Genomic DNA, 19099 nt, shown 5'->3' on the forward strand with positions numbered 1-19099 from the left:
CCTGCGCCTCACACGCCGGCGGGGCTGGACGTGGTGGATGCGGTCTGCCAGGGGCGGCACAGGCCCAGGAAGGCGCTCACGGCGAGGAGGGCGCACACCAGCTGGACCACGGCCATGGGGACGGCCGTGTCCTCGCCCGCGATTCCCACCAGCGGCGAGGCGATCGCGCCGATCAGGAACGAGGACGTGCCGAGCAGTGCGGAGGCCGATCCGGCCGCGTGCGGGGTCCGCATCAGGGCCTGCGCGTTGGTGTTCGGCAGCACCACACCCATGGCCGACATCAGGACGAACAGGGCGGCGGCGATCGGGGTCAGCCCGACCTCCCCGAACACCCCGGTCGACATCAGCAGCAACGCCACCGCGGCGGCCATGACCACCGCGAGCCCGACGGCCAGCACCTTGTCCAGGCGGACCCGGCCCACCAGCAGCTTGCCGTTGATCTGGCCGACGAGGATCAGGCCGACGGAGTTGAGCCCGAAGAGCAGGGCGAAGGCCTGGGGCGAGGCCCCGTAGATCTCCTGCACCACGAACGGCGAGGCGGATATGTAGGAGAAGAGCACGGCGAAGGAGAAGCCGCCGGTCAGGGTGTAGCCGGCGAAGACGCGGTCGCCGAGCAGCCCGCGCATGGTCCGCAGGGCCGAGCCGACCCCGCCGGTGTGCCGCCGCTCGGGCGGGAGGGTCTCGCCGAGGCCGCGCCAGACCATCAGGGTGAGCACCGCGCCGACGACGGTGAGGACGAGGAAGACCCCGCGCCAGTCGGCGAACCGGAGCACCTGGCCGCCGATCAGCGGGGCGATGATCGGGGCGGCCCCGGATATGAGCATCAGGGTGGAGAAGAAGCGGGCCATCTCGTCGCCGTCGTACAGGTCGCGTACGACGGCCCGTGCGATGACGATGGCGGCGGCGCCGGCCAGACCCTGGAGCAGCCGGAAGGAGATCAGCAGCTCGGTGGTCGGGGCGAGCGCGCAGATCGCGGTGGCCAGGACGTAGACGACCATCCCGATGAGCAGGGGCCGGCGGCGGCCCCACTTGTCGCTCATCGGGCCGATGACGAGCTGACCCAGGGCCATGCCGGCGAGGCAGGCGGTGAGGGTGAGCTGGACGGTCGCGGCAGGGCTGTGCAGGGCGTCGGTGACCTGCGGCAGGGCCGGCAGGTACATGTCCATGGACAGCGGGGGGAGGGCGGTGAGCCCGCCGAGTATGAAGGTGACCAGAAGGCTCGTGCGGCGTGCGGCCGTCAGGGGCACCGTGGCAGTGGGAGGAGTGGGGGCAGAGGGCGAATCGGGCGACGAGTCGTGCGAGGGGGCCGTCGCGGGGCCTCTCTCCGACATACGGGACTCCAGTCTTCTCATCTGATCTACGCACCCCTGACCGAGCCATGCTCTCAGCAATCGGAACGTCCGGGGAGCGGGGCGCCGTGTGACGTACCCTGCGGCCCCATGGACGAAAGTACGAAGAAGATCGCCGTGGTGACCGGCGCCGGATCCGGGATCGGCCGCTCCGTGGCGCTGACCCTGGCCGCCGCGGGCTGGGCCGTGGCCGTCGCCGGCCGCCGGGCCGAGCCGCTGGAGGAGACCGCCAAGGCAGCCGGTGACGGCGCCGACGTGCTGTGCGTACGGGCGGACGTGAGCGACCCGGACGCGGTGACTGCGCTGTTCGAGTCGGTCCGCGCGCGGTACGGGCGCCTCGACCTGCTCTTCAACAACGCGGGTACCTTCGGCCCCGGCGGGGTCCCGCTGGAGGACATCAGCTACGAGGCCTGGCGCTCGGTCGTCGACGTCAACCTGACCGGCGCCTTCCTGTGCGCGCAGGCCGCCTTCCGGCAGATGAAGCAGCAGGACCCGCAGGGCGGCCGCATCATCAACAACGGCTCCATCTCGGCGCACGTGCCCCGGCCGAACTCCATCGCCTACACCGCGACCAAGCACGCCATGACGGGCCTGACCAAGTCCCTGTCGCTGGACGGGCGGCCGTACCGGATCGCCTGCGGCCAGATCGACATCGGCAACGCGGCGACCGAGATGACCGAGCGGATGCAGACCGGCATCCTCCAGGCCAACGGGCAGCTGGCCGTCGAGCCGGTGATGGACGCCGCCGACGTGGCCCGCACCGTCCTGCACATGGCGGAGCTCCCGCTGGAGGCGAACGTGCAGTTCGCGACGGTGATGGCGACCTCGATGCCGTACATCGGCCGCGGCTGACGGCGCGACCGACGGCGTGACCGACGGTGTGACCGACGGCCCGGCAGACCGCCGGGAATGGCGCACGGGCGGCCGGGGTTGAGCCGATCATGACGACCGAGGTACTGCGTTACACCGCCTTCTCCCACGACCCGGACGGCGGCAACCCCGCCGGGGTCGTGCTCGACGCCGCCGGCCTGGACGAGAGCGCCATGCTGGAGATCGCCGCCGGGCTGGGCTACAGCGAGACGGCCTTCCTGACCGCACCGCCCGAGGGGTTCGGCGGTCCGCAGGGGGAGGGCCGGGCCTTCACCGTGCGCTACTTCAGCCCCAAGGCGGAGGTCCCCTTCTGCGGGCACGCGACCGTGGCCACGGCCGTCGCGCTGGCCGAGCGGATCGGGCCGGGGGAGATCCTCCTCGCCACCCGGGCCGGCACCGTACCGGTGTCCGTCACCTCCGAGGGCGGGCAGCTGCGGGCCACGCTCACCAGCGTCGAGCCCCACACCGAGGAGATCGGCGCGGCGGACCTCGCCGAAGCACTGGCCGCCCTGGACTGGCCCGAGGCCGACCTGGACCCGGCGATCCCGCCCGCGATCGCCTATGCCGGTGCCCGTCACCTGGTGCTCGGCGCCGCCACCCGGGCCCGGCTCGCGGACCTCGCCTACGACTTCGCCCGGCTGGAGGCCCTGATGCGCCGTCTGGACCTCACCACGGTCCAGCTGGTGCACCGGGCGGGCCCGGCGGAGTTCCACGTACGGGACCCCTTCCCGGTCGGCGGAGTGGTCGAGGACCCCGCCACGGGAGCCGCCGCGGCCGCCTTCGGCGCGTACGCCCGCGAACGCGGCCTGGTCCCGGCGGACGCCGTGCTCACCCTCCACCAGGGCGCGGACATGGGCCGCCCCGGGCTGCTCACCGTGGAACTGCGCGCCGGCGACCCCCGGGTCAGGGTGGGCGGCGAGGGCGTCCGCATCCCGTGAGCGAATCCATCGGCCCGGATTCCCGGGGCTCCGCCCCGGACCCCGCTCCTCGAACTCCCCCCGGCTACCGCTGGGAGGTACCCCCTGGAGGGGCTGGATTCGTGAGGGTGGTCCGTTACGCCGAGGCGGACCTGCCCGCAGGGCCGGCGCGGCAGGTCGCGGAGCTGGAGGCCGCGGCCTGGCCGGGGGCCGAGCCCGGGCACGACCCGGCCCTGGCCCCGCGGGCCCTGCTCCTGCTGACCGCGGACGACACCGTGGCCGCCTCGCTGGCACTGCTGTTCAAGGAGATCCGGCTCGCGGGGCGGACGTACCGGGCCGCCGGGCTCAGCTCGGTGGTCACCCGGCCGGAACTGCGGGGCCGCGGCCTCGGCGGCCGGCTGGTGGCGGCGGCCCGCGCCGAGCTGGCGGCGGACCCGGCCGTGGACCTGGCGCTGTTCAGCTGCGACCGGCCCCTGGCGCCGTTCTACGAGGCGGCCGGCTTCCCGGTGCTGCCGGGCACGGTGCTGGTCGGCGGGACCCCCGGGGAACCCCTGGCCACCGACGCCCCGGACTTCGACAAGGTGGCGGTGGCGGCCTTCTTCACGGACGAACCGGCCCGGGACCGCGCCGCCTTCACGGGAGTCCGCGTCCCGCTGTACCCCGGAAACACCGACAGGCTGTGGTGAAGGGCCCGAGAGCCCTTCACCACAGCCTGTCGGCCGAAATTCTGCTGCCGCCCGTCAGCCGGCGGGCGTGGAGTCCGTCCCCGCGTCCGCGGGCCGCGCCTTCAGCGGGGGCGCCGCCGGGCGGCCGCGGTCCACGAGGAACAGCGTCAGCACGGGGACCAGGTACAGCACCCACACCGTGAGCTGGAGGACGGTGGGGTCCGGCTGGAAGTTGAAGACGCCCTTGAGCAGGGTCCCGTACCAGCTGTCCGGCGGGATCGTCTCGCTGATGTCGAAGGCCCTGTCGCCCAGGCCGCCCAGGAAGCGGGCCTCCTGGAGGTCGTGGACCCCGTACGCGAGCACGCCCGCGGCGACGATCACCAGCATGGCGCCGGTCCACCGGAAGAACTTCGCCAGATTGATCTTCAGGGTGCCCCGGTAGAAGAGGTACCCGAGCACGATCGCCGTGCCGATGCCCAGCAGCACACCGATCAGCGGCGCCGAGGAGCCCTCGCCGCTGGCCCGTACCGACGCCCATACGAACAGCGCCGTCTCCAGGCCCTCACGGCCGACGGCCAGGAAGGCGGTCGCGACCAGCGCGCCGGTGCCCATGGCGAGCGCCGTGTCGAGCCTGCCGTGCAGGTCGGCCTTCAGATGGCGCGCGGTGCGCTTCATCCAGAAGACCATCCACGTCACCAGACCCACCGAGATGATCGACAGGGTGCCGCCGAGCAGTTCCTGCGCCTCGAAGGTCAGCTCCTGGGTGCCGAATTCGAGCATCGCGCCGAAGGCGAGGGACAGCGCGCAGGCGATCGCGATGCCCATCCACACGGGACGCAGGGCGTCCCGGCGCTCGGTCTTCACCAGGTACGCGACGAGGATGCAGACGACCAGGCTGGCCTCCAGCCCCTCGCGAAGGCCGATCAGATAGTTGCCGAACACGGCGGTTGTTCCTCTCCGGCGGGGACTACGCGAACAGCGTCCGGCCCCACCAGTCGTCCTTGTCGCGGACGCCCGGCGGGACGGCGAAGATCGCCGAACCCACGTGCTGGATGTATTCGTTGAGGACGTCGGACTTCGCCAGGTTGCGCTGGATCGGGACGAACCCCTTGCGGACGTCGCGCTGGTAGGCGAGGAAGAACAGGCCCGCGTCGAGGCGGCCCAGACCGTCCGTGCCGTCGGTGAAGGAGTAGCCGCGGCGCAGGATCGTCGCACCGTTGTTGGTGTCCGGGTGCGCGAGGCGGACGTGCGCCTCCGGCTTCATCGCCTTCAGGAAGGGCTCGTCGCGCTCCCTGGACTTGCCGACCGGGGCACCCTCGCCCTTGTCGCGGCCGAAGATGTCCTCCTGCTCCTGGAGCGGGGTGCGGTCCCAGGTCTCGATGTTCATCCGGATCCGGCGGGCCACCAGGTACGAGCCGCCGGTCAGCCAGTCGCTGCCGTCGCCCGCGCCGACCCACACGTGCTTGTCGAGGGCCGCCGCGTCGGTGCCGGCGATGTTCCGGGTGCCGTCCTTGAAGCCCATCATGTTGCGCGGGGTCTGCTCGTCGGGCGTGGTCGACGAGGTCTTGCCGAAGCCGAGCTGCGACCAGCGCATCGCGGTGCGGCCGAAGCCGATGCGGGCCAGCTGGCGGATGGCGTGCACGGCGACCTGGGGGTCGTCGGCGCAGGCCTGGACGCAGAGGTCGCCGCCGGAGCGGGCCGGGTCCAGGTTGTCGCCGGGGAACAGCTCCAGGTCCACCAGGGCCTCGGGGCGCTTGCCCTCCAGCCCGAACCGGTCCTTGGCGAACAGGCCCGGCCCGAAGCCGATGGTCAGGGTGAGGCGGGAGGCCTTCAGGCCCAGTGCCTCGCCCGTGTCGTCCGGCGGGGCCTCCGGGAGGCCGCCGAAGCCGCCCTCGCCGACCGGCAGACCGGCCGTCATCAGCCGGGCGGCCGCGGTCCACTCCTTGAGGAGCTTGATCAGCTCCGCACGGTCCTTCGTCTTCACGTCGAAGGCCGCGAAGTGCAGGCGGTCCTGGACCGCGGTGGCGATACCGGCCTGGTGCTCGCCGTGGAAGGGCACGGCCGCGCCCGTGGACGCCGCCGACACCATGTCCGAGCCGGGGCCGAACGCCGCGACCGCACCGCCGGCCGCGGCGGCGCCGAGTGCGAACCCGGCCCCGCCCCAGCCCAGCACCGCGCGCCGCGACGGCGCGCCTTCCGCCCGCTCATGCTGCTCCGCAGCCGAATCCGACTCGGTCATCGCCCTCTCCCGCCTGCTCCTCTTTCCCTGTCCTGCTTACTTGGTGACCGCGGCGGCGAGCTTGGAGAGCGGCTCGGCCAGCGCGTTCACGCCGTCCGAGAGCTCCTTGCGCTCCGCCTCGCCGACCTTGTCGTACGAGGTGAACTCGTAGGAGGTCTTGTCGGCGCGGTACTTGTCCAGCAGTACGGTCAGGGCCGCGAACTGGGTGTCCAGCTGCTTCACCAGCTCGGGGTCGTTCTTCGCAGCGATCGGCTTGAGCAGCTCGTACGCCTTCTGCGCACCCTCGACGTTGGCCTTGAAGTCGACCAGGTCGGTGTGCGAGTAGCGCTCCTCCTCACCGGTGACCTTGCCGGTGGCGACCTCGTCCAGGAGCTCCTTGGCGCCGTTGGCGATCGAGGTCGGGGTGATCTCCGCCTGGCCGACCTTCTTCTGCCAGTCGGTCAGGTCCGTGATCAGGAGACCCGCGAGTTCCTTCTCCCGGTCGCCGATCTTGTTGTCGACCCACAGGGCCTTCTCCAGGCGGTGCCAGCCGGTCCAGTCCTTCTCCAGGTCCTGGCCGGCCTCCAGGCCGTCCTCGCGGACGTCGACCTTGGGGTCGATGTCGCCGAAGGACTCGGCGACCGGCTCGGTGCGCTCCCAGCCGATGCGGGAGGCGGCGTAGAGCTTCTTCGCGCCCTCGACGTCACCGGCCTTCACCGCGTCCGCGAAGGCCTGCGCCTTGGGGAGGGTCTCCTCGGCCTGCGTGACCACGTACGCGCGGTAGGCGGCGACCGCGGCGTCCATCTCGGGGGAGCGCTTCTCGCCGCCGCCCTTGCCGGTGGCCTTGACCTTCTGGGAGATGCCGTCGCCCTTCATGCCGGGCTTGCAGACGATCTCGTAGTCGCCCGCCTTGATCTCGGCGGTGATGGAGGCCTTGGTGCCGGGGCCGATGTTCTCGCGCTCGGTCACGATGCGGGCGTCCGGGAAGAGGACGTAGACCTCGGTGACCTTGGAGCCCTTGTTCTCGACGTCGATCTGCACCTTGCCGGACGGGAACTCCGTCTTCGACACGTCGCAGGCGCTGTCGGACGCCGCCACCTTGATCGCGTCGTCGCCGCCCGCGTCGCTCTTCTGCGAGCAGCCGGTGACGGCGGTCAGTGCGGCCGCCACGGAGGCCGCGGCGATGACAGTGAGGCGAGCGGGGCGCATTTGGAGGCTCCTGGCGTCGGACGAAGTGGCCGTCCCAAAGGGGAGAGGCCGGTGAGGCGGACCTAACTTAACCGAGGCTTACCTCACCCATACCCCCGCGTACCGTGATTCAGCTCATATCTTCGGGACCCGGACACGGCGCTGTCACGAGCCCTCCATGACAGCCCCATGGCACGGTCAAGCGGAGGTCAAGCCCGTACGGGAACCACCAGCGGGGCGCCGGTGCGCGGGTGCGGGAGGACCTCCACCGGCTGCCGGTAGACCCGGCTCAGCAGCTCGTCCTCGAACACCTCGGCCGGCGGTCCGTCCGCGGCGATCCGCCCGTCGTGCAGGACCGCGGCCCGGTCCGCGTAGGCGGCGGCGAGCCCCAGGTCGTGCAGGACGACGACGACCGCGTCCCCCGCCCCGGCCCGCTCCCGGCAGATCCGCAGGACGAGCTCCTGGTGGCGCAGGTCGAGGGCGGCGGTGGGTTCGTCGAGCAGCAGCAGCGGGGCCCGCTGGGCCAGTACGCGCGCCAGCGCGACCCGGGCCCGTTCGCCGCCGGAGAGGGCGGAGAAGGGGCGCGCGGCGAAGTCCGTGACCTCGGTGGCGGCCATGGCGACGGCCACCGCCTCCTCGTCGGCCTCCGCGAGGTGGGTGCCGGACCAGGGCGCGCGGCCCATCCGTACGACGTCCTCCACGGGGAAGGGGAAGGACAGCGCGGCCGACTGGGGGAGTACGGAGCGGCGCAGCGCGAGATCCGGGGCGCTCCAGTCGCCCACCGGGCGGCCGTCGATCCGGATCTCCCCGGAAGCGGCGGGCAGGTCGGCGGCGAGCGCGCCCAGCAGCGTGGACTTGCCCGCGCCGTTCGGGCCGACGAGCGCCAGCACCTCACCGGCCCGGGCGGTCAGGTCGATACCGGCGAGGACCTCGCGCTGCCCGAGCCGGACGTGCAGGTCCACGGCCTCGGCGACGGCGGCGCCCGGGGCGGGGCGGGCCGGGACGGTCCTTCGCGTGCGGGTGAGCAGCCCCGTCAGCCTGCTGGTCACGCCCAGCCTCCTTGCTTGCGGCGGGTGCGGCGCAGCAGCCAGAAGAAGAACGGGCTGCCGAGCAGGGCGGTCAGGACACCGAGCGGCAGCTCGGCGGGCTGGGCGAGGGTCCGGGCCGCCAGGTCGCCCGCGACCAGGACCAGGGCGCCGGCGAGGGCGCTGCCGGGGACCAGGAACCGGTGGCCGGGGCCGTTGGCCATGCGCAGCAGGTGCGGGACGAGCAGGCCGATGAAGGTGATGACCCCGGCCACGGCGACGGCGGCGGCGGTGAGCAGCGCGACGACCAGGATGAGGGCGCGGCGCAGCCGTTCCACGTCGATGCCCAGGTGGCGGGCGGGCCGTTCGCCGAGTGAGAGCAGGTCGAGCCGGCGGGAGTAGAGGGGTGCGACGAGCAGACCGGCGAGGGCGCAGGGGAGGACGGCGAGGACCTTGGGCCAGGTGGCCTGGGCGAGGGAGCCGAGCTGCCAGAAGGTGATCTGGTTGACCTGGCCGCTGTCGGCGAAGAAGACGAACAGGCCGATGAGGGCGCCGGCGAAGGCGTTGACGGCGATACCGGTGAGGATCAGGGTGACGACCTCCGTCTTCCCGCCGTTGCGGGAGAGGAGGTAGACCGAGCCGACGGTGATCAGGCCCGCGATGAACGCGCAGACGGTGATGGTCCAGTTGCCGAAGAAGGTCAGGCCGAGGCCGATGGCCGCGACCGCGCCGACGGCGGCGCCGGCCGAGATGCCGATGACGCCGGGCTCGGCGAGGGGGTTGCCGAAGACGCCCTGCATGAGCGCGCCCGCGCAGCCGAGGCTGGCGCCGACGAGCAGGGCGAGCACGACGCGGGGGAGGCGGACGTTCCACAGCACGCTCTCGCCGACGCGGTCGAGGGGGGCGCCGCCGAGGCCGAGGTGGTGCTGGACGGAGGTGAGGACGTCCCCGAGGGGGATGTCGTAGGCGCCGGTTCCGGCGGAGACGAGGGCGAGGACGGCCAGGGCCGCGACGAGGGCGACGGTGAGCAGGGCGGGTCTGCCGCCGCCGCGGCCGCTGCCGCTGCGGGGTTTGGGTTTGGGCGGGGTGGTTTCGGCGGGGGCGGGGGCGGGGGCGGTGGCGGGGGTTCCGACGGGGCCGGGCGCGCGCCGGGGCGTCTCCTCGGACGCCGAATGTGACGAGACGTCGGAGGGTGCGGCGGCGGTGCATTCGGCGCCCTGCGGGGATCGCCCCGACACACTCCCGGCCCCGTCGGAACCGGTCGGCCGGTCGGCGGGCTCAGTGGTGGTGGCGGTGGGTTCGGATCGCCCCGACACACTCCTGGCCCCGTCGGAACCGGTCGGCCGGTCGGCGGGTGCGGTGGTGGTGGCGGTGCGTTCGGTCTGTGGGGGGTGCCCCGGCAGGCTTCCGGCCCCGTCGGAGCGGTCGTGCAGGGTCATGTCAGGCGCCCTTGTTGTAGAGCTGGGTGACCAGGGAGGAGAGGACCTGGTCGGTGCGCGGGCCGTAGTTGAGGAGGACGCCGTCGTCGACCGCGAGGACCCGGCGGTCCATGCCGGCCGGGGTCTGGGCGACGCCCGGGATCTTCACCAGGCCGTCGACGCCGCCGACCGACTCGAGGCCCTTGGACATGACGAGGATCGCGTCGGGTGCGGCGGCCGCCAGGGCCTCGCTGGTGATCGGCGTGAAGTCCTTGCCGAGTCCGGAGTCCTTGCCGGTGTCGACCGCGCCGGCGGCCTCCAGCAGGGAGGCGGCGCCGGAGTCCGAACCGCCCAGCAGGTAGACGGAGGCGGTGCCGCGGAGGTAGAGGAAGGCCACCCGGGGCTTCTTGCCGGAGGCGTCCGGGATGTCCTTGCGGACGGTGGCGATCCGGTCGGCGGTGCGCTGGTTCAGCTGCGTGCCCGCCTCCTTGACGCCGAGCGCGGCGGCCACCGCGTCGATCCGCTTCGGGACGTCGTCCAGCCCCTTGGCGGGGGCGATGACGAGCACCGGGATGCCGGCGTCGCGGATCTGCTGAATCGCTTCTCCGGGACCGCTGGTGGTCTCCGCGAGCACCAGCGTCGGGCGCAGCGAGAGCACGCTCTCGGCGGAGACGTCGTGGCCACGTGTCACCACCGGTAGCTGGGCTGCCTGTTCGAAGGTGGCCGTGATGTCCCGGGCGACGACCTGCTTGCCGAGGCCCAGGGTGTGGACGATCTCGTTGAGGCTGCCGCTCAGCGGAACGACCCGGTCCGCGGACGTGACGGTGACCTGGGCGCCGTCGACCGAGGGCACGGTGACCGGGAGCGCGGGCTGTGGCGCCTGAGCGAGTGGTTCCACCCGGTCCGGGACGGCGGCCGCGCCGGGGGTCGCCCGGTCCGGGGTGGTGGCCGTACCTCCGCAGGCCGTCAGCGCGAGTGCCAGTGCTGTCACGGCAACGGCGAGACGGGGAAAGCGGTGTGACGCGGCGGGCGTAGGCACGAAGGCACCGTCCTGGTCGTCCGACTGAGGTTCTGGAGACCGGGGGGTGTTCATCCGGCCGTGGTTAGCTTAGGTTAGCCTAACCTTGCTCGCTAGACCTCAGGAGGGGGCATTCATGCCCACGAGACCCGTCCGTGCGTTCGCCGTCGCCCTGTTGGCGGCCCTGCTGGGGGCCCTGCTCCCGGCGACCGCCGCTCAGGCCGGCACCGTACAGGGGGGTCGACTCGACTGGGGCATCAAATCGTCCTTCCAGAGTTATGTCACGGGTCCGGTGGCAAAAGGCAGTTTCAAGCTGAAGAGCGGAGCCGCCACGGTCGGCGGCAGCCTGTTTCGCTTCCACTCCGCGAACGGCTCCTACGACCCGGACTCCGGCGCCTTCGAGGCCTCCTACTCGGGCGGGGTGACCTTCCAGGGCCACCAGAAGCCCGACGGCGTCCACGAGTTGGACATGACCATCGGCCGCCCGACCGTCAAGATCTCCGGCGGCAGCGGCACGCTGTACGTGGACGTCTCCAGCAAGGCCAAGGACAGCGGCGCGGTCACCAGCCAGTCGCAGGTCGCCTTCGCCTCCCTCGGCGTGGGCGGCATCAACATGAAGGGCGGCGCCGGCCCGCTGACCCTCACCAACCTCCCGGCCACCCTGACCGCGGAAGGCGCCAAGGCCTTCGCCGGCTACTACGGCGCCGGTACCCGGCTCGACCCCGTCTCGCTCTCCGCCGACGTCCTGGCCGCCCCGGCCGCCGCGCCCTCGCCGTCGGCGACCGCGCAGCCCGGTGCCGGTGCCGGTACCGGTGCCGAAGCCACGCAGGCGCCGGGGGCCTTCGCCGACGCCGCCGTCGACTGGGGAGTGCGCCGCACCTTCCGCGAGTACGTCACCGGCTCGATCGGCCAGGGCAAGTGGGTCCTCGCCGAGGGCGCCCAGGACGGCGGCGCGCTGTTCCGCTTCCCCCGGGGCAACGGCTCGTTCGACGGCGCGAAGGGCACTCTTGACGCGGCCTTCGCCGGTACGGTCCAGTTCACCGGCGCCCACCTGGACCTCACGCTCGGCAAGGTGAACGTGAAGGTGGAGAACGGCAAGGGCGTCCTGGCCGCCGACGTCACCAGCGGCGGCCAGACGAAGAACGCCGTCCCGCTCGTCGAGTTCGACGCCAAGGGTCTGAAGACCGAGGGCAAACTGGCGACGCTGACAGAAGCTCCGGCCACCCTCACCGAGGGCGGCTCCCAGGCCTTCAACGCCATGTACAAGGCCGGCACCGAGATGGACCCCGTCTCCCTCGCCGTCGCCCTGGACTCCACCGCCCAGCTGCCCGCCCTGCCCGACCTGGGCTCGACGGCCCCGCCCGCCCCCGCGTCCGCATCGCCGTCCGCCGAGCCCGCCCCGGTCGCGAAGGACACGGAGTCCTCCGACACCGGACTGTTCATCGCCCTCGCCGTGGCCGTCCTGGTCCTCGCCGGCGGCGGCGCCTTCCTGGTCGTGCGCAAGCGGCGTACGGCCCGGGCCTCGGCCGCAGGCTCAGGCTCCGGCCCGGATGCGGCAAGCCCCGCGGACGCGCCCACCGACGCGCCCCGGTAGGCCCCTCCCCCTGCCGTTCCCCCTTCTCTGTTCCTTCAGGAGTACCCAGCCATGTCGTCCATCCGACGCCCGATCTCCCTCGCGGCCGCCGTCCTGACCGCCGCCGCGCTCGGCGCCACCGTCTACGCCGTGCCGGCCACCGCCGCGGGCGGCCCGCCCACCGACCCGATGAAGATCACCGGTGGCACGCTCGACTGGGGCGTGCTCGCGAGCTACCGCGCCTACGTGACCGGCATGGCCAAGGGCACCATCACCGTCGCGGACGGCGCCGAGCAGAACGCGGACGGCACCCTGCGCTTCGTCCGGCCGACCGGTGCGTACGAGCCGGCCAACGGGCACGTGGTGAAGGCGGCCTTCAAGGGCAGCGTCACCTTCTCCTCGCCCGCCCCGCCGACCGGCCACGGCTTCGAGGTCAAGCTTTCGGACATCCGTATCGACACGGGCACCAAGAAGCTCACCGCGGACGTCACCAAGGGCGGTACGACCACCCAGGACGTGCCCATGGCCACGGTGGCCTTCGCCGGCCAGTCGATGACCAACCTGGCGACCACGCTCACCCAGGAGGCCGCGGACGCGCTCGGTTCGCCGGGTTACAAGGACAAGCCGGGCGACCCGCTCAACGCGAAGCTGGAGTTCGAGAAGCCGGCGCCCGAGCCGACTCCGTCCACCACCACCAAGAACCCGACGCCTCCGGCCGACGACACGCAGAAGGTGCTCAGCGGCAAGCTGACCTGGGGCGTGAAGGAGTCCTTCCGCAAGTACGTGCTGAGCGCGGGCTCGATCACCCCGGCCGGCGGCGCCGCCAAGAACGGCGACACCTTCGACTTCGCCTTCGGCAAGGGCGATCTCGACGTCAAGAAGCAGAAGCTGAACGCCTCCTTCGAGGGCAACCTCCGCTTCCAGTACGCCGCCCACGGCATCGACATGACCTTCGGCAACCCCCGCGTCGAGGCCACCGGCAAGACCGGCACCCTCTACGTGGACGTCAAGAACGGCTCCGGTACCAGGACGGGCCTTCGCTTCGCCACGCTCGACCTGTCGAAGACCGACTACAAGACCAGGAACGGCGTCCTGGCGCTGAACGCGGTCCCGGCGTTCTTCACCGCCGAGGGCGCGGGGGCCTTCGCCAACGACACCACCGGTTCCATGTACAAGGCGGGCGACCCGATCGACCCGCTCACCTTCGCCGTGGCGGTGGACAAGGACGCCACCCTGCCCAGCACCGGCGGCACGACGGGCGGCTCGAACGGCGGCACCACCGGCGGCTCGAACGGCGGGACCACGGGCGGTACGACCGGCGGCACCACCGGCGGTACGGGCGCCGCCGTGGGCGGCGGCTCCTCCACCGTGGGCGGCGGCTCCTCCACCGTCGGCGGCAACCTCGCGAACACCGGCGCCGAGATCCCCGCCGGAGCCCTGCTCACCACCTCCGGCGTGGTGATCGCGGCCGGTGCGGGCGCGGTGTACTTCGCGCGCAGGCGCCGTACGGCCCAGGTCTGAGCCGTGCTTCAATTCCCGCGTGAACGATCTCGACGTGTTGAAGGTCTTCTGCGCGGGTGACGGCCGGTTCGGCAACCTGCTCGGTGTCGTACGCGACGGCCGGACCTGCCCCGACGACGAGTCGCGGCAGGCCCTGGCCGCCGAACTGGGCTACAGCGAGACGGTGTTCGTCGACGACCCCGAGCGCGGGGTCGTCGACATCCGCACCCCCGGCACGCAGATGTCCTTCGCGGGACACCCGCTGGTCGGGGTCGCGTGGTTGCTGGACATCGAGGAGCTCCAGCCGCCCGCCGGATCCGTATGGGCCCGTGACGACGGGGAGTTCACCTGGATCACGGCCCGCCCCGAGTGGGTCGAGGGCAAGCGCACCGAGCAGTACGGATCCGTCGCCGAGGTCGAGGCGCTGCCGGCCCCGCCGCCCGGCGAGGGCTGGCTGTACGCCTGGGCCTGGGAGGACGAGGCCGCGGGCCGCGTGCGCGCCCGGGGTTTCCCGCGCCGCCCCGACGGGATCATCACGGAGGACGAGGCGACCGGCTCGGCGGCGATCCTGCTGACGGCCCAGCTCAACCGCGCTCTGAACATCACCCAGGGCGCCGGCTCCCAGATCCTCACCGCCCCCGGCCCGGACGGCACGGTGGAGATCGGCGGCCGCGTCCGCTTCGCCCCGAATCCGGCCTGACCGGGCCTTCCGCCACCCCCACGCCCCCTCCCACGCCCCCCTCCCGCGAAATCCGCTGCGAAATCCTGCGCGCCGCAGCGGACGCAGGGCCCGGATTTTTTACCGACAGGACGTCGGGAACTCATTGACTTAGGCAAGCCTAAGTAGGAGGATCGAGCGTGACGGCGATGCCGTCGCGCCTGTTTCCTCTTCCTGGAGGTCCGCCTTGGACGCCTTCTCTACGGTCATCCGCGTCGCCTCGCACGAGCAGCACACCGAGGCCGAGACGTCGACCTTCATGAGCGATCTGCTGGGTGGACGGCTCGGCGTGGACGCGTACACGCGCTACACCGAGCAGCTGTGGTTCGTGTACCGGGCCCTGGAGGATGCGGCCGGGTCCCTGGCGGACGACCCGGTGGCCGGCCCCTTCATCCGGCCCGAGCTCATGCGCGTCGCCGAGATCGAGCGCGACCTCGCCCACCTGGTGGGCCCGGACTGGCGCGAGAACGTGGTGGCCCTGCCCGCGACGCGTGCGTACGCGGACCGGGTGACTCAGTGCGCGGCAGAGTGGCCGGGCGGGTACGTCGCCCACCACTACACCCGCTACCTGGGCGACCTCTCCGGCGGTCAGATCATCCGCGACAAGGCCGAACGCACCTGGGGCTTCGAGCGCAAGGGCGACGGCGTCCGGTTCTACGTCTTCGCGGACATCTCCAACCCGGCGGCTTTCAAGCGGACCTACCGCGAGCTGCTCGACGCCATCGCCGCGGACGACCTGGAGAAGCAGCGCATCATCGACGAGTGCAAGCGCGCCTTCGACTTCAACGGCGCGGTCTTCCGCGAGCTGGGCGAGCAGTTCCCGCTCAGCGCGTAGCCCCTCGGGAAGTCCGCGGGGAGTCCTCGGGAAGTCCGCGGGGAGTCCGCGGGGAGTCTGCGGGAACAGGTCCGGGCCCGGTGCACAGGTGCACCGGGCCCGGACGCAGGTGTGGTGACGGCTACGGAAGGGTCAGGATCTCCGCGCCGGAGTCCGTCACGACCAGCGTGTGCTCGAACTGCGCCGTGCGCTTGCGGTCCTTCGTGACGACCGTCCAGCCGTCCTCCCACATGTCGTACTCGTGGGTGCCCAGCGTCAGCATCGGCTCGATGGTGAAGGTCATCCCGGGCTCGATGACGGTGGTGGCGTGCGGGCTGTCGTAGTGCGGGACGATCAGGCCGGAGTGGAAGGACGAGTTGATGCCGTGGCCGGTGAAGTCCCGGACCACGCCGTAGCCGAAGCGCTTCGCGTACGACTCGATGACCCGGCCGATGACGTTGATCTGGCGGCCCGGCCGGACGGCCTTGACGGCCCGGTTCAGCGCCTCGCGGGTGCGCTCCACCAGCAGCCGCGACTCCTCGTCCACCTCCCCGCACAGGTAGGTCGCGTTGTTGTCGCCGTGCACGCCGCCGATGTACGCGGTCACGTCGAGGTTCACGATGTCGCCGTCCTTCAGGACGGTCGAGTCGGGGATCCCGTGGCAGATGACCTCGTTCAGCGAGGAGCACAGGGACTTCGGGAAGCCCCGGTACCCCAGCGTCGACGGGTAGGCGCCGTGGTCGCACATGTACTCGTGCGCGACCCGGTCCAGCTCGTCGGTGGTCACCCCCGGAGCGATGTGCTTGGCGGCCTCCTCCATCGCCTGGGCGGCGATCCGGCCGGCGATGCGCATGGCCTCGATGGTCTCGGCCGTCTGCACCTCCGGTCCGGTGTACGGAGTGGGCGCGGGCTTGCCCACGTACTCGGGCCGGCGGATGTTTCCGGGAACGGAACGGACGGGAGAGAGCTCGCCTGGTACGAGCAGCGACTGGCCAGACATGCGAGCGAGTGTATCCAGCGGGGATGGGGCAGCATGGCGGCATAGAGAGGTACGAGAGGAGCCCGACGACGATGGCCCTGTTCAAGAAGCGTCAGGTGGGCAAACCCGGCGAGTGGTACTACTGCCTGGTCCACAAGAAGGTCGAGGAGGGCCCCGAGTGCCCGGCCAAGGACCGGTTCGGGCCCTACGCGACCCCGGAGGAGGCGAACCACGCCATGGAGACGGCGCAGGAACGCAACCTCGAATGGCAGAACGACCCCAAGTGGAACGACAGGACCCGCGAGAACGAAGAGGGCACCACCGGCACGGGCGGGGCGTAGGCCCTACCAGCGGCTGGGCGGCGGCGCGGTCAGCCGGTCGGCCAGCCGCGCCAGCCGGTCCCGGAACCGGTGCCGGCCGCCGCGCTGCACCGGCAGGCCGTTCTCCCCGGCCGCCGCGCTGACCAGGTGCTGCACGGTGTCGAGATCCATCTCCCCGTCGGGTTCCGGCACCGACAGCGCATCGTGCGCGAGCGTGCCCAGGTCCGGGTCCCCGCCGTCCAGGGACAGTACGGTCGCCCCCGCGCGCCGGGCGTCGTGGACGCGCTCCAGCAGCCCCTCGCCCGGCGCCCCGGGCGCCACCACCAGCAGGGTGTGCCCGCGCCGGGCCGCCGCCAGCCTGCCCAGCCCCACCGACAGGTGCGGCGGCTCACCGGGCCGCACGTGGTGGCGTACGAGCGTGGGCGCCAGCTCCGGCAGGCCCGACCAGGCGGCCTCGTCCACCAGGTGCGCCGCCAGGTGCCAGGGCTCGTAGCCCTCGGTCCCCACCAGCAGCAGCTGCCCGCCGGCCGGCACGACCGACCGGCGCAGCGACCCGGCGAAGCGGCGGGCGGAGCCCGGCCACTGCGTACCGGCGAGCACCTCGCGCAGCAACGCGACCCTCACGGCGTCCATATCGGCATCCTGCACCATGCAAGGGACACGGGGAGCGGTTCCTTCCCCTTCGACACCCTTCGACTGTGGGCTACCCGGCAGTACCCTCGCCCCCATGACTTCCTCAGACAACACGCAGAAGCCGCCGGTCAAGGACCCGTGGGAGCTGCCGGACGTGTCCGGCCTCGTCGTCGGCGTCCTCGGCGGCACCGGAGACCAGGGCCGGGGCCTGGCCTACCGGCTCGCCAGGGCCGGCCAGAAGGTGATCATCGGCTCCCGTGCCGCCGACCGCGCGCGGACCGCGGCCGAAGAGCTCGGCCTCGGCGTGGAGGGCGCGGACAACGCCGAGTGCGCGCGCCGCAGCGACATCGTCATCATCGCGGTGCCGTGGGAGGGCCACGCCAAGACCCTGGAAGCGCTCCGCGAGGACCTCGCGGGCAAGCTCGTGGTGGACTGCGTCAACCCGCTGGGCTTTGACAAGCAGGGCGCGTACGCACTCCAGGTCGAGGAGGGCAGCGCCGCCCAGCAGGCCGCCGCCCTGCTCCCGGACTCCCGCGTCACGGCGGCCTTCCACCACCTCTCGGCCGTTCTGCTCCAGGACGAGTCGATCGACGAGATCGACACCGACGTGATGGTCCTCGGCGAGGCCCGCGCCGACACGGACCTCGTCCAGGCCCTCGCCGCCCGCATCCCGGGCATGCGCGGCGTCTTCGCCGGCCGCCTGCGCAACGCCCACCAGGTCGAGTCCCTGGTGGCCAACCTGATCTCCACGAACCGCCGCTACAAGGCCCACGCAGGCCTGCGCATCACGGACGTCTGACCCCCCGCGGGTCGCGGGCGTGCTTACGACAGCACTGCGGGGCATGGGGGACACTGGTGGAGCTCGACCCCGTTCAGTGTTTCCGAGGAGCTCTTCCCATGCCCCGCCTTGCCGTCTTCGCCGTTGTCGTCTGCGTCTGTGCGGTGGCCGCGGCCGTCGTCGCCTTCGTGGAGGGCAGCTTCCTCGGGATCGTGTGGGTGCTGCTCGCCGGCCTCACGTCCAACATGGCCTGGTACTACCTGCGCAAGGCGAAGGCCGAGAAGGCCGCCGCCGCGCGCAACGCCGTCTAGTCCTGCGGGACGGCGCAGAAGCCGTCCGTGTCCCGCCAGAAGCTGTAGAGGTCGCGGCCGCAGTACGTCTCCAGGTCCGACACGCCGAGTGCGGACATCAGGCCGTCCACCGCGCCGAAGAAGAACGCGTTGACCCCCGGGATCCACAGCAGCGCGAAGACGGCGAGCAGGCCGAACGGCGCCAGCGGCTCCACCTCGCGGCGGATCCGGTACGACAGCCAGGGCTCGATGACCCCGTAGCCGTCGAGGCCCGGTACCGGCAGGAAGTTCAGGATCGCCGCCGTGACCTGGAGCATGGCGAGGAAGGCGAGCGCGTAGCGGAAGGCCAGCGGCACCCCGTCGAGGGCGCCCAGCCAGAACGGGGCCGTGCACACGACGGCGAAGGCCACGTTGGTCAGCGGGCCCGCCGCCGAGATGAGGCTGTGCTTCCAGCGGCCCTGGATCCGGTTGCGCTCGATGAAGACCGCGCCGCCGGGCAGGCCGATGCCGCCCAGGATCACGAAGATCACCGGCAGCACGATGCTGAGCAGCGCGTGCGTGTACTTGAGCGGATTCAGCGTCAGGTAGCCCTTGGCGCCCACCGTGAGGTCGCCGCCGTGCAGGGCGGTGCGGGCGTGCGCGTACTCGTGCAGGCACAGGGAGACGATCCACGCCGAGGTCACGAAGAGGAACACGGCCAGGCCGGCGCTCGCCGAGTACCCCGTCCACACCGCCCATCCCGTGACGGCCATGATCGCGACGATGCCGAGGAATACCGAACTTATCCGCCGCTCGCCGCGGCCGCCCTGATGACCCATGCGGGCAA

20 protein-coding genes are annotated in these 19099 nt (G+C 72.1%); 10 read left to right on the forward strand and 10 right to left on the reverse strand.

The features are described 5' to 3' along the window. Positions 1 to 8: 8 nt before the first annotated feature. Positions 9 to 1331, reverse strand: a complete 1323-nt coding sequence (locus OG373_RS27095; protein WP_405440875.1) for a Bcr/CflA family multidrug efflux MFS transporter — start codon at positions 1329 to 1331, stop codon at positions 9 to 11. A 108-nt stretch (positions 1332 to 1439) separates the two neighbouring features. Here OG373_RS27095 and OG373_RS27100 point away from each other — a divergent pair, with 108 nt between their 5' ends. The 3 genes from OG373_RS27100 to OG373_RS27110 all read left to right on the forward strand — a co-directional run bounded on the left by OG373_RS27100 (position 1440) and on the right by OG373_RS27110 (position 3822). Next, the gene (locus tag OG373_RS27100) at positions 1440 to 2201 is read left to right on the forward strand and encodes an SDR family oxidoreductase (protein ID WP_405440877.1); all 762 of its coding nucleotides are present in this window, start codon (positions 1440 to 1442) and stop codon (positions 2199 to 2201) included. Positions 2202 to 2290: 89 nt separating this feature from the next. Continuing rightward, positions 2291 to 3157: a PhzF family phenazine biosynthesis protein gene (locus tag OG373_RS27105; protein WP_405440879.1), complete on the forward strand. Its 867-nt coding sequence runs from the start codon at positions 2291 to 2293 to the stop codon at positions 3155 to 3157. 101 nt (positions 3158 to 3258) lie between these two features. Next, entirely contained in the window at positions 3259 to 3822 is a 564-nt protein-coding gene (locus OG373_RS27110; protein WP_405440881.1) for a GNAT family N-acetyltransferase, read from the forward strand. 54 nt (positions 3823 to 3876) lie between these two features. Here the strand turns inward: OG373_RS27110 and efeU are convergent, their stop codons facing one another. The 6 genes from efeU to OG373_RS27140 all read right to left on the reverse strand — a co-directional run bounded on the left by efeU (position 3877) and on the right by OG373_RS27140 (position 10743). Continuing rightward, positions 3877 to 4743: an iron uptake transporter permease EfeU gene (gene efeU / locus OG373_RS27115; RefSeq protein ID WP_405440883.1), complete on the reverse strand. Its 867-nt coding sequence runs from the start codon at positions 4741 to 4743 to the stop codon at positions 3877 to 3879. Positions 4744 to 4768: 25 nt separating this feature from the next. Further along, positions 4769 to 6040: an iron uptake transporter deferrochelatase/peroxidase subunit gene (gene efeB / locus OG373_RS27120; protein WP_405440885.1), complete on the reverse strand. Its 1272-nt coding sequence runs from the start codon at positions 6038 to 6040 to the stop codon at positions 4769 to 4771. A 36-nt stretch (positions 6041 to 6076) separates the two neighbouring features. Further along, on the reverse strand, positions 6077 to 7228 hold the full coding sequence (efeO, locus tag OG373_RS27125; RefSeq protein ID WP_405440887.1) for an iron uptake system protein EfeO: 1152 nt from the start codon (positions 7226 to 7228) through the stop codon (positions 6077 to 6079). A gap of 188 nt (positions 7229 to 7416) precedes the next feature. Continuing rightward, complete coding sequence (locus tag OG373_RS27130) at positions 7417 to 8235, reverse strand: heme ABC transporter ATP-binding protein (protein ID WP_405444218.1); 819 nt, start codon at positions 8233 to 8235, stop codon at positions 7417 to 7419. Between the two features lie 17 nt (positions 8236 to 8252). After that, the gene (locus tag OG373_RS27135) at positions 8253 to 9263 is read right to left on the reverse strand and encodes a FecCD family ABC transporter permease (protein ID WP_405444220.1); all 1011 of its coding nucleotides are present in this window, start codon (positions 9261 to 9263) and stop codon (positions 8253 to 8255) included. A gap of 409 nt (positions 9264 to 9672) precedes the next feature. Continuing rightward, positions 9673 to 10743 (reverse strand): hemin ABC transporter substrate-binding protein, encoded by a 1071-nt coding sequence (locus OG373_RS27140; protein WP_405440889.1) that lies wholly within the window; start codon positions 10741 to 10743, stop codon positions 9673 to 9675. Between the two features lie 61 nt (positions 10744 to 10804). Here OG373_RS27140 and OG373_RS27145 point away from each other — a divergent pair, with 61 nt between their 5' ends. From OG373_RS27145 to OG373_RS27160, 4 genes are all read left to right on the forward strand, one after another. Beyond that, positions 10805 to 12262 carry an HtaA domain-containing protein gene (locus OG373_RS27145; protein ID WP_405440891.1) on the forward strand — a complete coding sequence of 486 codons (1458 nt, stop codon included), beginning with the start codon at positions 10805 to 10807 and terminating at the stop codon, positions 12260 to 12262. 51 nt (positions 12263 to 12313) lie between these two features. Continuing rightward, positions 12314 to 13762: an HtaA domain-containing protein gene (locus OG373_RS27150; RefSeq protein ID WP_405440893.1), complete on the forward strand. Its 1449-nt coding sequence runs from the start codon at positions 12314 to 12316 to the stop codon at positions 13760 to 13762. A 19-nt stretch (positions 13763 to 13781) separates the two neighbouring features. Further along, entirely contained in the window at positions 13782 to 14441 is a 660-nt protein-coding gene (locus tag OG373_RS27155) for a PhzF family phenazine biosynthesis protein (protein WP_405440895.1), read from the forward strand. Between the two features lie 205 nt (positions 14442 to 14646). After that, entirely contained in the window at positions 14647 to 15294 is a 648-nt protein-coding gene (locus OG373_RS27160; RefSeq protein ID WP_405440897.1) for a heme oxygenase (biliverdin-producing), read from the forward strand. Between the two features lie 121 nt (positions 15295 to 15415). Here the strand turns inward: OG373_RS27160 and map are convergent, their stop codons facing one another. Beyond that, the gene (gene map, locus OG373_RS27165; protein WP_405440899.1) at positions 15416 to 16273 is read right to left on the reverse strand and encodes a type I methionyl aminopeptidase; all 858 of its coding nucleotides are present in this window, start codon (positions 16271 to 16273) and stop codon (positions 15416 to 15418) included. Positions 16274 to 16344: 71 nt separating this feature from the next. Here map and OG373_RS27170 point away from each other — a divergent pair, with 71 nt between their 5' ends. Next, positions 16345 to 16593, forward strand: a complete 249-nt coding sequence (locus tag OG373_RS27170; protein ID WP_405440901.1) for a hypothetical protein — start codon at positions 16345 to 16347, stop codon at positions 16591 to 16593. A 3-nt stretch (positions 16594 to 16596) separates the two neighbouring features. Here the strand turns inward: OG373_RS27170 and OG373_RS27175 are convergent, their stop codons facing one another. Next, positions 16597 to 17205 (reverse strand): hypothetical protein, encoded by a 609-nt coding sequence (locus OG373_RS27175; RefSeq protein WP_397728446.1) that lies wholly within the window; start codon positions 17203 to 17205, stop codon positions 16597 to 16599. Between the two features lie 94 nt (positions 17206 to 17299). Between OG373_RS27175 and npdG the strand changes: the two genes are divergently transcribed. Together npdG and OG373_RS27185 are read left to right on the forward strand one after the other, a co-directional pair. Beyond that, positions 17300 to 18004, forward strand: a complete 705-nt coding sequence (gene npdG, locus OG373_RS27180) for an NADPH-dependent F420 reductase (RefSeq protein WP_189963813.1) — start codon at positions 17300 to 17302, stop codon at positions 18002 to 18004. Between the two features lie 98 nt (positions 18005 to 18102). Beyond that, positions 18103 to 18294, forward strand: a complete 192-nt coding sequence (locus OG373_RS27185) for a hypothetical protein (RefSeq protein ID WP_189963809.1) — start codon at positions 18103 to 18105, stop codon at positions 18292 to 18294. Here the strand turns inward: OG373_RS27185 and OG373_RS27190 are convergent. Next, positions 18291 to 19091 (reverse strand): site-2 protease family protein, encoded by an 801-nt coding sequence (locus OG373_RS27190; RefSeq protein ID WP_405440904.1) that lies wholly within the window; start codon positions 19089 to 19091, stop codon positions 18291 to 18293. The genes OG373_RS27185 and OG373_RS27190 overlap by 4 nt on opposite strands. Positions 19092 to 19099: the final 8 nt, after the last annotated feature.

The organism is Streptomyces avidinii (assembly GCF_045161815.1).
In the GTDB taxonomy this organism is placed as follows: Bacteria; Actinomycetota; Actinomycetes; order Streptomycetales; family Streptomycetaceae; genus Streptomyces; species Streptomyces avidinii.

Coding starts and splice junctions, on each gene's coding strand:
- OG373_RS27185 (WP_189963809.1), top strand. CDS start 18,103: ATGCCCCGCCTTGCCGTCTTCGCCGTTGTCGTCTGCGTCTGTGCGGTG.
- OG373_RS27175 (WP_397728446.1), bottom strand. CDS start 17,205: ATGGACGCCGTGAGGGTCGCGTTGCTGCGCGAGGTGCTCGCCGGTACG.
- OG373_RS27145 (WP_405440891.1), top strand. CDS start 10,805: ATGCCCACGAGACCCGTCCGTGCGTTCGCCGTCGCCCTGTTGGCGGCC.
- map (WP_405440899.1), bottom strand. CDS start 16,273: ATGTCTGGCCAGTCGCTGCTCGTACCAGGCGAGCTCTCTCCCGTCCGT.
- OG373_RS27140 (WP_405440889.1), bottom strand. CDS start 10,743: ATGAACACCCCCCGGTCTCCAGAACCTCAGTCGGACGACCAGGACGGT.
- efeB (WP_405440885.1), bottom strand. CDS start 6,040: ATGACCGAGTCGGATTCGGCTGCGGAGCAGCATGAGCGGGCGGAAGGC.
- OG373_RS27105 (WP_405440879.1), top strand. CDS start 2,291: ATGACGACCGAGGTACTGCGTTACACCGCCTTCTCCCACGACCCGGAC.
- OG373_RS27190 (WP_405440904.1), bottom strand. CDS start 19,091: ATGGGTCATCAGGGCGGCCGCGGCGAGCGGCGGATAAGTTCGGTATTC.
- OG373_RS27095 (WP_405440875.1), bottom strand. CDS start 1,331: ATGTCGGAGAGAGGCCCCGCGACGGCCCCCTCGCACGACTCGTCGCCC.
- OG373_RS27170 (WP_405440901.1), top strand. CDS start 16,345: ATGGCCCTGTTCAAGAAGCGTCAGGTGGGCAAACCCGGCGAGTGGTAC.
- efeO (WP_405440887.1), bottom strand. CDS start 7,228: ATGCGCCCCGCTCGCCTCACTGTCATCGCCGCGGCCTCCGTGGCGGCC.
- OG373_RS27150 (WP_405440893.1), top strand. CDS start 12,314: ATGTCGTCCATCCGACGCCCGATCTCCCTCGCGGCCGCCGTCCTGACC.
- OG373_RS27100 (WP_405440877.1), top strand. CDS start 1,440: ATGGACGAAAGTACGAAGAAGATCGCCGTGGTGACCGGCGCCGGATCC.
- npdG (WP_189963813.1), top strand. CDS start 17,300: ATGACTTCCTCAGACAACACGCAGAAGCCGCCGGTCAAGGACCCGTGG.